Raw genomic sequence first — 15,121 nt, forward strand, 5'->3', positions numbered from 1 at the left:
AGGAGAGTTTATATTATGGACGTTATTGTTAGGCCAACGCCATCCCTGCAAGGAGAATTTGGGGCCCTCTCTTCCAAAAACTATACCACTCGTTATTTGCTGGTTGCCGCATTGTCAGAAGGCGTAAGTACGATTTATCATCCGGCACATAGTGAAGATAGCGATGCCATCCGTCGTTGTATTGCAGATTTGGGAGCTGTACTCACAGAAGATGATGAGAAGATTGTGATTCAAGGCTTTGGTCGCAAACCTAAGGATGTTAAGGAGCTTAATGTGGGGAATGCAGGAGCAGTATTACGTTTTCTAATGGCTGTAGCTGCTTTAAGCCCTGAGGTCACATTCGTTAATACGTATCCTGACTCCTTGGGCAAACGTCCACATGACGACCTGATCGTGTCTCTAGAACAGCTTGGTGTGAAGGTAGAGCATAATGAAGGTAAGTTGCCGATCACGATCCGCGGTGGCAAACCTGTTGGGGGTAGAATTACAGTTTCAGGTGCTGTCAGCTCCCAGTTCCTAAGTGCTCTATTATTCTTGACACCATTGCTTGAAGAAGATAGTGAAATTATTGTCCTTGATGATTTGAAATCAAAGGTTGTCGTAGGTCAGACGCTAGAAGTATTGGAGCAGGCTGGAATTGTGGTTCATGCGGCGGATGATTATATGTCCTTTAAAGTGCCAGGTCGTCAAGCCTATGCGGCAAAAACGTATACCGTTCAAGGTGACTATCCTGGCTCTGCGGCTATTCTAGCAGCAGCTGCGGTTACAAAGTCAGATGTTAAGGTACATCGACTTGTGGAACAGAGTAAGCAGGGAGAAAGAGCCATTGTTGATGTGTTGCGTATGATGGAAGTACCGCTTACTCATAAAGAGGGAACAGTTCACGTACAAGGGAACGGCGTTCTAAAAGCTGTTGAATTCGACGGAGATGCTGCAACCGATGCGGTGCTGGCTATGGTAGCTGCTGCCGTATTTGCTGAAGGCACTTCACGATTCTATAACGTTGAGAACCTTCGGTATAAGGAATGTGATCGTATAACTGATTACTTGGCAGAGTTGACTCGTGCAGGAGCCAATGTTGAGGAACGCCGCGATGAAATTATCGTTCACGGCATGCCTGAAGGCGTCGAAGGTGGTGTGACGATTAACGCGCATTACGACCACCGTGTAATTATGGCGCTGTCAGTAGTAGGTTTACGAGCGCGTAAACCACTATTGATCAAGGATGCTCACCATGTCGCTAAGTCGTATCCGCAATACTTTGATCACCTGCGTGCGCTTGGTGCGAATGTGGAGTGGGTACAATAGAAGTAAGGGAGCTAGCGAATTTAGCTTCAGTTAAATAAGGATCATAAAGTGTAACTATGGAAAGGGGCACTATGTATGAGCTTTGAGAATCCAAGTCGGGAACAGATCGGAGATATCCTTGCTTCTGCTGGTAATATTGCAGTTGTTGGCCTGTCTGACAAAACAGACCGTACCTCCTATATGGTCGCGGGTGCTATGCAAAGTCGGGGATATCGGATCATTCCTGTAAACCCATTGGTTGATGGTGAAATACTGGGAGAAAAGTGCTATCATACGTTAGCGGAAATTCCAGAGCCGGTGGACATTGTTAATGTGTTCCGTCGAAGCGAATACTGCGCAAAGGTCGCACAGGAGGCCGCTGAAATCGGCGCACGTGTGCTCTGGCTTCAGCAGGGTATAATCAGCCAGGAAGCCGCTGAAATCGCCGCTGAGAACGGTATGACGGCGATTATGGACCGTTGTATCAAGGTCGAAGAAGCGATCACGATGCATGGGCGTACTCGGGCATAAGGTTCGGTAGTTCAACACTTTATCTGACTATTGAAAAATGATGATCAGAGCGTGTATCAAGGGATTTCGAACGAACCGACGAGCGGGCAAACGATGAACTGACGAGCTTATGAGCTTACGAGCCGACAAACAAATCAACAAACGAACCAACAACGAGAGAACAATGAACCGGCGAGCATACGAGCCGACAGACAAAAGAACAAACTAACAAACCAGCGAACTAAATTTTTTGACGCTGAAGTAGTTGCGAATTTAATGTTAAAGAACAGCCAAGATCAAAAGCATCGTTTGATTACGATTCGCTGTACAGACTGTGCAATTTCTAATGCAAATCACTAACTGAGCTTGTTATACTGAAGTTAGACGAAGAACGTCCTTTATCCGCATAATTTGCGGTGAAGGGCGTTTTTTTATTTTTATAGGGGAGGATACCATAATGGAATTTGAAGAAGCACATGGTATGTTCATTAACAAGCACTTGACTGAAAGATCAGGAGAAAGAAGGGGGAGGCTGGTTAGAGGGCATAATTATGCGGAGAAGTTGTTCTTGCAGAATGTATGGTGGCCATTGTTTGAGAGCCTTGATGATTTGCATCCAGAATACGAAGTGTACGACTGGAATCGTAAATCTCAGTTTCTGGACTTCGCTTTTCTTCCGCAGAGCGGCGGCAGTCTCGGGATTGAGTGCGACGGGTTTCAAAGTCATGTGAAGGACATGGACCGCGAGAGATTCAACTACGCAGTTAATCGGGACACTTTTCTGACCGGAATGGGGTGGAAAATGATTCATTTTTCTGTTGATGATCTTCAGCACCGCCCCGAGGTGTGTCGGATGCTTTTGCAATTGGTGCTGGCACCTCATTTGGCGCGCAAATCTGCAGGCGTGGATATTTTGTCTGAGGAGAAGGAGGTTCTGCGGTTGGCTTGGCGACTGGGTAGGGCGATCCGTCCAAAGGATGTGACCACTCATTTCAGCATTAACTTTCGAACGGCGCGCAGATTGTTGCACTCGTTGAGTGAAAAGGGGCTAATAAAGCCTGTAATTACGGGAGAACGGGTTCGACAATACGAAGTGAAAGCTATGCGACCAGATCAAATATGGTAGGAGTGGGAGAATAATTGCACTATATACAACTATATCGGAAATATCTCTATTCTATTGTGGTTTAGTTGTACTTTGTACACTTATTACACACCAAAGGTAAGGAAAATGGTGGAATTATTAAAAATAATTGCACAAAGTACACTTATATGGATTTCAGTTTTTATAGGATATAAATAGTTGTACAAAGTACAACTAACATCTTCTTTTATCATCGGCAGCAAAAGAAAGAGACTCAGTCAGCAGACAAAACTTCATTCAATAAATATAACTCATACACTTGAAGTATTATTAGAGACGCACATTCATTCAGAGTAACTTTTATCGGTTTTAACCAACTTTAGCATTGTTTGCTTTAGTGCTTTGGAATCCTGAGCCCATAGAATGGTGTTTCTAGGTGATTTTATTGTGGAGTGAGTGTGTATTTGTTTTAAATATATCCTGATCTTTTCCTTCAGTTTATTTTGACAAAAACCCCCGCAGCGCTTACCATTCAATATAGAAAGAAAGGAGAGGGTAGCCTTGAATTGGCTCGGATCATTGCAGCAATTGGGCAGAGCCATAATGCTTCCTACCATGGTACTGCCGGCGGCAGCCATTTTGCTTAGTTTGGGCAGCTTACCTTGGTCTGCATGGGGACTTTCTTCGGTATCCGAAGTGGCTACATACGCTGGGCAGGGAATCTTTTATTTTATGCCTTATTTGTTCGCTGTGGGTGTAGCATGGGGATTATCCAATCAAGCTGGAACGGCGGGTCTTGCAGCACTGGCTGGAATGTTCACTTACGACCGGATTGTTACCCATATGGGAGACGGGCTTGTACAACCTGCAACACTTATCGGAATTTTGCTGGGTATAGTTGCCGGTATCGCTCAAAACCGGTTCAAAAATATCAAGCTTCCAGAGGCGATACAGTTTTTTGGAGGTTCGCGTTTTGTTTTGCTGTTCATGGGATTGTTTTCGGCTGGCTTTGCATGGGTGATGTTAGGGATCTCTCCACTGCTGCAAAGAGGACTGGATGATCTTTTTCAAGGGATATTGCAGACAGGCGGCTTTGGCGTTTTTATTTATGGAGTGCTATATAGAGTACTAACAGCCTTCGGTCTTCACCATATTCTCAACAATGTGTTTTGGTTTCAGTTTGGAAACTTTACAACTCCTGATGGTAGCACTGTCGTTCAGGGTGATTTGCCACGTTTTTTTGCAGGCGATCCTACGGCGGGCATTTTTATGGCGGGTTTGTTTCCGATTATGATGTTCGCACTGCCAGCCATTGCTTTTGCAATTATTCAGGAAGCGCGCGAGGACTTGAAGCCTAAGATTACAAAGACTTTTATGCGAGCGGCTTTGGTCTGTTTTCTGACCGGGGTTTCGGAGCAGATTGAATTCGCGTTTTTGTTTGCTTCTCCGTATTTATTCGCGATACATACTGTAATGTCTGGCCTTGCTATGGTACTGACGTATATGCTGGGAATTCATCACGGGTTCTCTTATTCGGCAGGAGCAATTGACTTCTTTTTGAATTTGCATCTGTCACAGAGGGCTTGGCTTTTGATTCCGATCGGTATTGGTTATGGGATTGTGTATTATAATTTGTTCCGCTGGGCGATTCGCCGTTTTCAGATCCCGACACCAGGGCGTGAAGAAGGTTCCGAACTTGGTGATTGGGCAGGCAATATCCCTTATCAGGCACCATTGATCTTGGAGGCGCTTGGTGGCAAGGAGAATATCGTACAAGTACAATCCTGTATCACTCGTTTGAGGCTAACCGTCCATAATGATCGATTTATAGATACAGGGGCGCTTAAAGGTCTTGGTTCCGCTGGGATTATCAAGCTCGGTGGCGGGAATGTCCAGGTAGTATTTGGTACGTATTCAGAGTTGATCCGCGAGGAGATTAATAAGCTAATGCTTCGTGATTTGCCTCAGGTATTGTTCAGTTCTCCGATGCAGGGTAGAATGATGCCCATTGAGGAAGTGCCGGATCACATCTTTGCAGCGAAGCTGGTGGGTGATGGAGTTGCATTTTTGCCGGAAAAAGGGGAGCTGACTTCGCCTGTATTCGGGAAGGTTATGCACGTCTATCCTACAATGCATGCCGTTGGTATTGCTACGCCGGAAGGGCTGGAGGTACTTATGCATATAGGGATCGACACTTCGCAGCTTAAAGGGCCATTTGAGGCGGTTGTAAAAGAAGGCGACAGCGTGGAACCAGGTCAATTGCTTGTTAAATTCGACCTCGCTTATTTGCGTGAGCATGCAGCTTCACTCGCTACACCAATGGTGATTACGAATCCTGATCGAGTAAAATCATGGAGCTATGCTCCATTTAAAAATGTTAAAAAGGGGCAATCTTCAGTAATGTCCGTAGTCTTACATGAAAGTAACGTTGGAGGGATAGAAGGATGATACAAGGCATAGGCGCAGCAGCAGGTGTAGCTATCGGGAAGGCCTTTGTCTTACCGAACTGGGAGTGGAGCTTACCAGACACACAAGTGAACCCAGTGGATCTAGCTAAGGAGTTTGAGCGTTTATACGAAGGTATCCGTACCTCTAAGGACGAGATTGAATTCATCAAAAAAGAATTCAGAGAAGTAGTCGGTCCGGAGGAATCCAGCATTTTTGATGCTCATCTGGCGATTTTGGATGATCCGGTGTTTATGAGCGAAATCCGGGGGATTATTGAACGCCAATATAAGGCGGCGGAAGTGGCTGTTAAGGAAGCGATTGATCATTTTGTAGCGATGTTTGATCTGCTGGATGATGAATACATGAAGGAGCGGGCGGTTGATATCAAGGATGTCGGTAACCGTCTGTTAAAGCATCTTTTAGGTGCTCCTGAGGTCACGCTGCCATCGGATACACAGCCGTATATTCTCGTAGCGAAGGAGTTGTCTCCTTCCCAGTTAGCTCACTTGAACCCAACTTATGTTCTAGGTATTGTTACTATGATGGGCGGTAAAACCTCACATTCCTCCATTATGGCTCGTGCGCTGGGCATTCCGCTCGTAGCAGGTTTGGAGAATAATTTATCTAACCCAATTCAGACCGGAGACATGCTCGTGATAGACGGAGACACCGGATCAGTGCAAATTCATCCTGATGAGGTAACGATCAATGAATATGTTTCTCTTCGGAATAAGCAGCATAAAAAGAAAGAACAACTGGAATTGCTTGCTACAGTCGATGCCGTCACTAAAGATGGCGTAAACCTGCGATTGGCCGGTAATATCAGCTCCGTCAAAGAACTGAATTTAGCGCTCAAGTATGGAGCCGAGGGTGTAGGTCTATTCCGTACAGAGTTTCTTTATATGGATCGCAGTTCTTTTCCGACGGAGGATGAACAATTCGAAGTGTATAAACAGGTTGTCGAGAAGGTAGGCAGCAATATGGTTGTGATCCGTTCGCTGGATATAGGCGGGGACAAGCATCTGGATTACTTCCAGCTGCCAGAAGAACAGAATCCGTTCCTTGGCTATCGTGCCATTCGAATCAGCTTGAATCGACAAGATATGTTCAAAACTCAGCTAACCGCCATTTTGCGGGCGAGCGCATATGGGAATGTAAAGCTAATGTTCCCTATGATATCTTCCGTAGAAGAAGTACAAGCAGCAAAAGCTGTACTGGAAGAAGTGAAGGCTGAACTGGAGCTACGGGGCATACCGTTTAATCGGAATATTCCAGTCGGAATTATGATTGAAGTTCCAGCTGCGGTTATGATTGCGGATTTACTGGCGGAGGAAGTTGATTTTTTCAGTATCGGTACGAACGATTTGGTGCAATATGTACTAGCCGTAGACCGAATGAATGAACAAATTGCGCATATGTATCATCCATATCATCCAGCGGTTCTGCGAATGATCCGTATGACTGTAGAAGCAGCGCGTAATGCAAAAATAGATATTAGTGTATGTGGTGAAATGGCGGCAGATGAGCGTTCTTTGCCACTTTGGCTGGAGTTAGGGATTAGTGATCTAAGCATGTCGCCACAGGCACTGCTGAAGGTTAAGCACCGTACCCTGAATACACTGGCTATAGACGCTACAAGGGTTGCCAAAGCTTGCTTCCATCATCGTACAAGCTCGGAAACGGAAGAAATCCTAAGTGCTTATGCTCAGAAAAGCGGTATTACGCTTGGAACGAGCGTGGAAACAAAGGAGAAAGCTTCTTCATAGTTATCATGCGCTACATCATCAAGACCACATCAAGGTTCGGCATTCTTGCCGAGCCTTTTTCTTTTGTACTAGATTGTTATAAAAAAACAAAACCGTTTCCGCTTCGGCGCAGTCTATACATAGAGCGTGTTGTACAGGAATGATTTATGCGTGAAGGCAAGGGGGGAGGACAAAACAAGGATGGAACACATTATTAAAGACGAAATGGAAATAGTTGCTACGGAAGAAGATACATTCTACGAGCTGGTAGCTGAACAGAAAAGAAAGCTTTACAGCATTGCTTACAGCTATCTGCGAAACGAGGCGGATTCGTTAGAAGTACTGCAGGAGGCAACCTGCCGCGCATGGATTAAACGTAAAAGCTTAAAGGACTCCGAAAGGTTTGTTCCTTGGTTAACACGCATTCTGATCAATTGTTGTAATGATGAGTTGAAGCGCAGAAAGAGGAATGCTGTCACAGAAGCTACTCGAAGTGATATAGGGATTATGGAGATGAAAAGCGACCGCAGATTGGACATGGAACAAGCGCTGGATGGGGTTAAGCCGAAGTATCGCCAGGTGCTTGTACTCAAATATTACAAGGATATGACCCTTGCAGAAATTGCAGAGGTGCTCGATAAACCGGAGGGTACGGTAAAGACATGGCTCAACAAAGGTCTGAAACAACTGCGTGACAGAATGAAACGGAAGGGGGATCTATTTTATGGCTGAGTCTGAAGAAAAGCTACTTAACGAATATTTTCATAAAATTAATGTCGAGGCTGAGGAAATCCCGGAAGTTAAACTAGATGCCGCGATTCGCAAGGGGATGCAGCTAGGTAACCAAAAAGGGTTATATTTTAGAAAAAGATACGCTGTTATTACGTTGGCGGTCTTAGCTATTGCCTTATTGATTATTGTCCCATGGGTAAATCAGATGGCCAATCCTGTACGGGCGCAGTTACCACCAAAAAGCTGGGGATCGCTTGAGGTGTTTAGACCCATTATTGCTAATAATCTGACGATTAAATCAGCACTTGATGCAGGTATGTTGAAGGAGGTAAATATCTCCTCTGCTGAGGTAGATGGGATAACATGGACTGTTAACGGAATCATCGCAGATCATAGAGGTATTGCTGTGCTTTATACAATCCAGAATAATACAGATCAGAAGTTGCAGACTATGGGATTAACGTTGAAAAGAGGCAGAAATGATCTTAATTCTCTGACTGGTTACAGTGGATTTAGCACGTATGGGAAGCCGGAGGATGGTTCTCCAGGAACAACTCAAATGTTTGAGCAAATTGTATGGGATAAGTATCAGGACAAGCTACCGGAAGAACTAAATATTACATTAACAATCATGCCACAAAATGCAGATCAATCTCTAATGAGTAAAAATATAAGAAACTTGAGTGTTAACATTCCGATGAGTGCTGAAAAAGATTATTTTCAAGGTGAGGTCGTTGATCTGAAGAAAAGTATTTCTATCGCTGGACAGGAAATTAAAATGGATAATGTCTATATTGGACCTACAGGGATTTATATGCGGGAAACCTTTGGAAGAGAGAATACAATGAGGATTTTTAATTTGCTTACACCTAAGCTAGTTATTGGAAAAGGGGATCATCAAGAGGAACAAATATGGGCAAATAGTGTTTCTTCAGTAAGCGGGGGCTTGAAAACTTATGTTTACCACAATGACAATATGAGACCTGATGATCCAATCAAACTAGAAGTTGGAGGAATCTCCGCTCTAGATCAATCAAAGGTCGAGCTTGTGATTAACACCGAAACACAGGAAATTCTAAAGGTACCGGATAACTATCTCACGATTTCAAAACGGACCGCGGACGAAGAGAAGGGGATTATAGTATTGGATTTATTGATTCCCAAAAAAGTTGAGGAGTTGCATGAAGCAACCGGTTTTGGGATAGACGATAATTTTGTTGATAGCGCTGGAAGCGGACATTGGCTTGTTCGAGATTCTGATAATTACTCTAGATATAGAGAGTATAGTGAGGATGCTAAAGGAACAACAGTAACTTATTTTCTTAACGTAGGCAAGGAAAAGCTGCCCCAACCCTTGACCTTTAGGTTTACAAATTATCCAAATATGATCATGGAGACGGATTCTGTGAGGATTAGATAATCAGAAAGAGACTGCGAAGTGATTAATCAAAAGCCCTGTTCCTCAAATTGAGAGACAGGGCTTGTTTGATTTTAAACTTTATTTCTACTGTTTATTCCCCTGCTAACGCATCACAAAAAGCTTTGCCATAGGGCGGCAGATCTGGCGGGCGACGAGCAGAAATAATATGTCCATCCGTAACCACAGCTTCATCTTTCCATATCGCTCCGGCATTCTCCATGTCATCACGGATGCCGGGTGTGGAGGTGACGGTTACACCTTCCAGAATTTTAGCGGAAATTAATACCCAGCCTGCGTGGCAAATCTGCCCAATAGGTTTCTTAGCTGCATTGAAATCCTGTACTAGCTTTAGTACGGCACTGTATCTACGGATTTTATCAGGGGCCCAGCCACCAGGAACTAAAATCCCGTCATAATCTGCGGCATTAAGATCGTCCCAGGAGTACTCTGCTTTTGCAGGCACACCATATTTGCCGATGTATGTTTTATCTTTTTCCAAACCTGCCAAGTGAACCTCAGCGCCTTCTTCTCTTACTCGGTACACGGGATACCAGAGCTCCAAATCTTCAAATTCATCGTCTACGAGTGCTATGACCTTTTTTCCATCTAGTCTCATTTTGTTAAGCTCCTTTCGTATCACATGATCCTTCATATTCTATCAAATTTAAAATACGAAGTCATCTAAAGGATTGTAAATTATAGATGAATTGCCAATTTAATCATTATATGCAATTTAAGAGGGTTTTAATCGAGGGAGGTCGAATATAGAAATTGAAAAGTCATACTTTGTACTTAATTCATTTCTTGCAAGAGGTGTAGAAGATGTATACAGATAACTTAATGGAGAAGTTGTGTAGCTGTGGTGGCCTCATGAACTTACATATGCATTCATTGATTTTTAATACGAGGGTGAAGATTACACATGTCCCTGTCTATACTTGTCCGAAATGTACTAGTTATGAGCCCTTGTCGTTTATTAAAGCAGATTTAGGAAAGTTAGTGAAAGAATTGAACGCGGATGTGCCAAGGCAAGATTTTTCGTTTACTCAAAGAAATGAATTAGCTAGTGTCCTAAAAGAAGCTTTGACAGAGGTTATTGTCGGAGGATTTCAAGAATTAGAGTTGGCTATCCGAGAGAAAATTCAGGCTAGAGTGGATATGTTACTTGATCTATACCGACTAGCTGAGGGGCTTAAAGACCAGAATTGGATGGAAGAAACTAGTCGAAGACTGTCTCAATTAACGTTCCAAACGACTAAAAACGCAAATTATTAAAACATTCTGTGAAAATAATGAAAAACTTTCACGGAATGTTGGATTTTTCACTCACTTTTTGTTACGATAGATAGAAGTTACATGATTGTGCTCGTGAATAGGGAAACCTACACTAGTCAAAAATTGTAATTAGGGGTTACGTCTTCAGCCTTGAAAGAAATTTTGAAAGGAAAATGAAGCGTTATCATTGCACAATTGTACAAAGTGTCGTATCATATTTTTAATTAGTCGAACGATAAAATTTATCGCAATGGAGAGAGTAATTTGACGGTAACCATTTACGATGTAGCTCGAGAAGCAGGCGTATCTATGGCTACGGTATCACGGGTTGTGAACAATAACCCTAACGTGAAACCGCAGACCCGGAAGAAAGTTTTTGAAGCGATTGAGCGTTTGGGATATCGTCCCAATGCCGTGGCGAGAGGACTTGCCAGTAAGAAAACGACAACCGTTGGGGTTGTCATCCCTGATATTTCAAACTCGATTTTTGCAGAAATTGCACGCGGGATTGAAGATATCGCGAACATGTATCATTACAATATCATATTGTGTAACGCGGATAAGCGTAAAGAAAAGGAAATCCGTGTCATCAATACCCTTTTGGAGAAACAGGTCGATGGTCTGCTCTTCATGGGTGGTACGGTAACCGAAGAACATATTCAAGCTTTCCAGACTTCTGCAGTTCCGATTGTCCTATGTGCTACACGGGATGAGAAGGGAACTTATCCTTCCGTTGACATCGATCATGAAACCGCTGCTTTTGATGCAGTGAATACTTTGATTCGTCACGGTCACCGAGAAATCGCAATGATCAGTGGTACACTCCAGGATCCTGCGAATGGATATGCACGTTTCCATGGTTATAAGAAGGCACTTGAACAGGCTGGAATCGAGTATCAAGAAGACTTGGTACGTATCGGTAACTACCGCTATGAATCCGGTGTCGAAGCCATGAAGTATTTCCTTGGACTCAAGAAGAAGCCAACCGCTATTTTTGCCGCAACCGACGAGATGGCTATTGGTGCAATTCACAGTATTCAGGATGAAGGCCTGAAGGTACCGGATGACTTCTCCATTATTAGTGTGGATAACATCCGTATGGCTTCGATGGTTCGTCCATTGTTGACAACTGTAGCCCAGCCTATGTATGACCTAGGTGCGGTAGCAATGAGACTTTTGACGAAACTCATGAAGAAAGAGACGGTTGAGAATCCGCGGGTTATCTTGCCTCATGAAACGATTCTCCGCTTGTCTGTTAATCATCTGAATAAGTAATTTAAGAACTAAACAGTACTTCCGTAAAAAGCTCCTTTTGGAGCTTTTTATGTTTTTTACAGAGTAAATCATCGGAGGAGGCGTTATCTTTGCCTGAAATAATCGGATTAATTGGTGCGATGGATGAAGAGATTAAGCTATTACTAGAAAGGATGGAGAATAAGGAGACGAAGGTCAAGGCAGGAATTCATTATTACATAGGAAATATATTAGGAAAGTCTGTAGTGCTCTGTAAATCTGGGGTAGGTAAAGTAAATGCAGCAGTTACGACACAAATTCTAATTGATTCCTTTGGTGTGTCTCGTGTGTTGTTTACTGGGGTTGCTGGGGCTGTGCACCCTGAATTGAATATTGGAGATATTGTTATATCATCTACTTGTGTTCAGCATGATATGGATGCTACAGCACTTGGCTTTTCAAAAGGTGAAATACCTTATCAGGATAATTCTGTCTTTCAGGCAGACCCTTCATTGGTGCTACTTGCTGAGAGGGCGTGTAACGAGTTAGGCCAAAAGTACTTGGTCGGCAAAGTACTTTCAGGTGATCAATTCATTTCTAATGCGGAGATTGTAGCTAAATTAAGAGAGGAATTGGACGGAGCGTGCGTGGAGATGGAAGGGGCGGCGGTTGCACAAGTGTGTGTGATGAACGCCACTCCCTTTGTTATTATTCGTTCGATGTCTGATAAGTCTGACGGGTCAGCAAATGTGAGTTTTAAGGAGTTCACGGTGGAAGCCTCAGGGCGCTCACATTCTATCTTAGAATATATGCTGCAGCACCTTTAATACTCGTTTAGTACATGAAGCGCTGTCTAAAGCGTACCCTGTCGAAAGTCTCCTGTGAGGACATAGGTACCTCTTGTCCAATACGAACCATTAGGCAGTTTGCTGGATGTGAACAGATTTCGGGATCATCCGTAGCATACCAAACCATATTTACAGTTTTCATTAGCCGCTCCATCATTTGACGATAAGCCCACACATCAAGCCCACTTCCTTTTAAGTCCCAGTGCCAATAATACTCTGTTGTAAAGACGATACAATTCTCCAATTGCTCTTGCTCAAAAGCAGTGGAAATCAGCAGCCGGCCTAGTCCGGCTCCCCTATAATCATTACTCACCTCAATAGCTCCAAGCTCAATTAGATCCATCATTCCACCCTGTGACCAAAGCTCCATTTCATCCGGATAATGAAAAGTTACATAGCCAATTATAGTGCCATCTTCTACAGCTGTAATTATACGTCCTTCTGGCAGGCTAGCAATCTCTATGAGAGCTTCGTGCTGTTCAATCGGCTTGCGGAAGGCGTCAAGATCATGATGCATGTGGAGGGCTTTAAGGTCCTCTGGAGATCGGGGGCCACTTATTGTTATTGTTCTACCTTTATATGAAAGCGTATGGGAAACAGGGATTTTACGATGCTCCATAGCCGTGCTCCTTTCGGATGATAAAATATGGAATGTAAACGTTTGCTATGTTATACTAATTCAGACATAAAAAATTCACATTCATTGCATTGACATCATTATCTAAGAGAAGAGTCTTACCCTTAAAGCTTAAATCAAACGAGTGAGGGAGGCAAGAGTGATGGGTCAAGTCCATAGCGAAATTTTGCCTGGCCGTGTGCAGAGCTCCAATATGTCTGATTACACCCAGGCAGTAGCCAATTTTAAGTGGGAGGATGTTGAACGTAACTTCTCATGGTATGACACTGGAAAGGTTAATATGGCACATGAAGCAGTGGATCGCCACGTTCAAGAAGGACGGGGAGCGGCAACGGCCCTGCTCTACAGTGATGCGGTGCGGGATGAATCCTATACATTTGCCGATCTGCAGGAACGGTCGAATCGGTTCGGAAATGTATTGCGTAAATATGGTATCGGGAAGGGAGATCGGGTATTTATTTTTATGCCTCGTCAACCGGAACTATATTTTAGCTTACTAGGTATTCTGAAGATTGGGGCAATAGCGGGCCCTCTGTTCGAAGCCTTTATGGAAACAGCAGTTAAGGACCGGCTGGAGGATAGTGGTGCGGTTGCTTTGGTTACTACACCTGAACTACTTCATCGTGTGAAGCGAGATGAGCTTCCGAATTTGCGTCATATTTTTCTAGTAGGCGGTACCACTGATATCGAGCAAGGTAACTTAGGTTTCACTGAGGAGATGGATAACGCGTCTTCTGAGCTCGAATTGGAATGGCTTGACCTGGACGATGGCCTTATCATGCATTATACATCTGGTTCTACAGGAAAACCTAAAGGCGTTTATCATGTGCAAAGAGCAATGATTCAACATTATTATACAGGTAGAGTGGTGCTGGATCTACGTCCAGATGATATTTACTGGTGTACAGCTGATCCAGGCTGGGTGACAGGAACATCTTACGGAATATTTTCTCCCTGGTTAAATGGGGTAACGAATGTCGTGAGAGGGGGACGCTTTAGTCCTCAGGATTGGTATAAGACGATTGAACGAAATAAGGTTAGTATTTGGTACAGTGCACCTACAGCATTTCGTATGTTGATGGGGGCAGGAGAGAGTTCAATTCAGGGAATTGATTTGAGCAGCCTGCGCCATGTCCTGTCTGTTGGAGAACCGTTAAATCCTGAAGTGGTGCGGTGGGGAGATAAGTTCTACAATCAGCGCATTCATGATACCTGGTGGATGACAGAGACGGGAGCGCAACTGATCTGTAATTATCCTGGAATGGATATCAAACCAGGTTCTATGGGCCGTCCGTTGCCAGGCATTGAAGCAGCGATTTTAGATGATCGAGGCAATGTTCTCCCACCATTCTCAATGGGGAATCTTGCAATACGGACACCTTGGCCATCCATGATGAATTCGATCTGGAACAATAAGGCGAAGTATGAGGAGTATTTCCGCATTCCTGGTTGGTATATTTCTGGTGATTCTGCTTATATGGATGATGATGGATATTTCTGGTTTCAAGGACGGATTGACGACGTTATCAACTCTTCTGGTGAGCGTATAGGACCTTTTGAAGTGGAGAGTAAATTGGTAGAGCATCCTGCTGTGGCAGAAGCGGGTGTAATTGGTAAACCAGACCTGGTGCGTGGGGAAATTATCAAGGCTTTCATTTCGCTGAGGGAAGGCTATACTCCTACAGCTGCTCTCAAAGAGGAGATCGCGGCATTTGTTAAAGCCGGACTGTCTGCGCATGCTGCGCCGAGAGAGATCGAATTTAAGGATAAACTTCCTAAGACACGATCAGGTAAAATCATGCGGCGTGTATTAAAGGCTTGGGAGCTTCATCTCCCAACTGGCGATTTATCAACGATAGAAGATTAGAATGGATCATAAAAAAACACCGTTCCCTAAAGAAT

13 protein-coding genes are annotated in these 15,121 nt (G+C 43.9%); 11 read left to right on the top strand and 2 right to left on the bottom strand.

All coding sequences use genetic code 11. The features are described from left to right. Positions 1-15: 15 nt before the first annotated feature. The 7 genes from aroA to NST34_RS12365 all read left to right on the top strand — a co-directional run bounded on the left by aroA (position 16) and on the right by NST34_RS12365 (position 9,226). Positions 16-1,308, top strand: coding sequence for a 3-phosphoshikimate 1-carboxyvinyltransferase (aroA, locus tag NST34_RS12335; protein ID WP_042187311.1), 1,293 nt, complete (start codon positions 16-18; stop codon positions 1,306-1,308). A gap of 75 nt (positions 1,309-1,383) precedes the next feature. Further along, positions 1,384-1,818, top strand: a complete 435-nt coding sequence (locus NST34_RS12340; RefSeq protein ID WP_076282945.1) for a CoA-binding protein — start codon at positions 1,384-1,386, stop codon at positions 1,816-1,818. Between the two features lie 436 nt (positions 1,819-2,254). Next, positions 2,255-2,923, top strand: coding sequence for a hypothetical protein (locus NST34_RS12345; protein ID WP_339247382.1), 669 nt, complete (start codon positions 2,255-2,257; stop codon positions 2,921-2,923). 519 nt (positions 2,924-3,442) lie between these two features. Beyond that, the gene (locus NST34_RS12350; RefSeq protein WP_341127914.1) at positions 3,443-5,329 is read left to right on the top strand and encodes a glucose PTS transporter subunit IIA; all 1,887 of its coding nucleotides are present in this window, start codon (positions 3,443-3,445) and stop codon (positions 5,327-5,329) included. Next, positions 5,326-7,095, top strand: a complete 1,770-nt coding sequence (ptsP, locus tag NST34_RS12355; RefSeq protein ID WP_042187321.1) for a phosphoenolpyruvate--protein phosphotransferase — start codon at positions 5,326-5,328, stop codon at positions 7,093-7,095. The genes NST34_RS12350 and ptsP overlap by 4 nt, the downstream gene beginning before the upstream one ends. A gap of 180 nt (positions 7,096-7,275) precedes the next feature. Next, positions 7,276-7,806: a sigma-70 family RNA polymerase sigma factor gene (locus NST34_RS12360; RefSeq protein ID WP_076299467.1), complete on the top strand. Its 531-nt coding sequence runs from the start codon at positions 7,276-7,278 to the stop codon at positions 7,804-7,806. After that, positions 7,799-9,226, top strand: a complete 1,428-nt coding sequence (locus NST34_RS12365; RefSeq protein WP_341127915.1) for a DUF4179 domain-containing protein — start codon at positions 7,799-7,801, stop codon at positions 9,224-9,226. The genes NST34_RS12360 and NST34_RS12365 overlap by 8 nt, the downstream gene beginning before the upstream one ends. Positions 9,227-9,317: 91 nt before the next feature. Here NST34_RS12365 and NST34_RS12370 read toward each other — a convergent pair whose 3' ends face one another. Further along, on the bottom strand, positions 9,318-9,842 hold the full coding sequence (locus NST34_RS12370) for a type 1 glutamine amidotransferase domain-containing protein (RefSeq protein ID WP_339270601.1): 525 nt from the start codon (positions 9,840-9,842) through the stop codon (positions 9,318-9,320). A gap of 206 nt (positions 9,843-10,048) precedes the next feature. Here NST34_RS12370 and NST34_RS12375 point away from each other — a divergent pair, with 206 nt between their 5' ends. The 3 genes from NST34_RS12375 to NST34_RS12385 all read left to right on the top strand — a co-directional run bounded on the left by NST34_RS12375 (position 10,049) and on the right by NST34_RS12385 (position 12,561). Continuing rightward, on the top strand, positions 10,049-10,501 hold the full coding sequence (locus tag NST34_RS12375; protein ID WP_341060540.1) for a hypothetical protein: 453 nt from the start codon (positions 10,049-10,051) through the stop codon (positions 10,499-10,501). 264 nt (positions 10,502-10,765) lie between these two features. Beyond that, positions 10,766-11,776 carry a catabolite control protein A gene (gene ccpA, locus NST34_RS12380; protein ID WP_042187330.1) on the top strand — a complete coding sequence of 337 codons (1,011 nt, stop codon included), beginning with the start codon at positions 10,766-10,768 and terminating at the stop codon, positions 11,774-11,776. An 89-nt stretch (positions 11,777-11,865) separates the two neighbouring features. Continuing rightward, positions 11,866-12,561 carry a 5'-methylthioadenosine/adenosylhomocysteine nucleosidase gene (locus NST34_RS12385; protein ID WP_076299465.1) on the top strand — a complete coding sequence of 232 codons (696 nt, stop codon included), beginning with the start codon at positions 11,866-11,868 and terminating at the stop codon, positions 12,559-12,561. A 7-nt stretch (positions 12,562-12,568) separates the two neighbouring features. Here NST34_RS12385 and NST34_RS12390 read toward each other — a convergent pair whose 3' ends face one another. Beyond that, positions 12,569-13,201 (bottom strand): GNAT family N-acetyltransferase, encoded by a 633-nt coding sequence (locus NST34_RS12390; RefSeq protein ID WP_341054087.1) that lies wholly within the window; start codon positions 13,199-13,201, stop codon positions 12,569-12,571. A 160-nt stretch (positions 13,202-13,361) separates the two neighbouring features. Here NST34_RS12390 and acsA point away from each other — a divergent pair, with 160 nt between their 5' ends. Beyond that, complete coding sequence (gene acsA / locus NST34_RS12395; RefSeq protein ID WP_076282936.1) at positions 13,362-15,086, top strand: acetate--CoA ligase; 1,725 nt, start codon at positions 13,362-13,364, stop codon at positions 15,084-15,086. The last annotated feature ends 35 nt before the right edge of the window (positions 15,087-15,121 follow it).

Origin of the sequence: Paenibacillus sp. FSL H7-0714 (genome assembly GCF_038003765.1) — a bacterium.
Lineage (GTDB): Bacteria > Bacillota > Bacilli > Paenibacillales > Paenibacillaceae > Paenibacillus_AQ.

Bases quoted from the DNA above. Each gene is read 5' to 3' on its own strand.
- NST34_RS12375 (WP_341060540.1), top strand. From the start codon at position 10,049: ATGTATACAGATAACTTAATGGAGAAGTTGTGTAGCTGTGGTGGCCTC.
- acsA (WP_076282936.1), top strand. From the start codon at position 13,362: ATGGGTCAAGTCCATAGCGAAATTTTGCCTGGCCGTGTGCAGAGCTCC.
- NST34_RS12370 (WP_339270601.1), bottom strand. From the start codon at position 9,842: ATGAGACTAGATGGAAAAAAGGTCATAGCACTCGTAGACGATGAATTT.
- NST34_RS12390 (WP_341054087.1), bottom strand. From the start codon at position 13,201: ATGGAGCATCGTAAAATCCCTGTTTCCCATACGCTTTCATATAAAGGT.
- ptsP (WP_042187321.1), top strand. From the start codon at position 5,326: ATGATACAAGGCATAGGCGCAGCAGCAGGTGTAGCTATCGGGAAGGCC.
- NST34_RS12365 (WP_341127915.1), top strand. From the start codon at position 7,799: ATGGCTGAGTCTGAAGAAAAGCTACTTAACGAATATTTTCATAAAATT.
- NST34_RS12340 (WP_076282945.1), top strand. From the start codon at position 1,384: ATGAGCTTTGAGAATCCAAGTCGGGAACAGATCGGAGATATCCTTGCT.
- NST34_RS12360 (WP_076299467.1), top strand. From the start codon at position 7,276: ATGGAACACATTATTAAAGACGAAATGGAAATAGTTGCTACGGAAGAA.
- aroA (WP_042187311.1), top strand. From the start codon at position 16: ATGGACGTTATTGTTAGGCCAACGCCATCCCTGCAAGGAGAATTTGGG.
- NST34_RS12345 (WP_339247382.1), top strand. From the start codon at position 2,255: ATGGAATTTGAAGAAGCACATGGTATGTTCATTAACAAGCACTTGACT.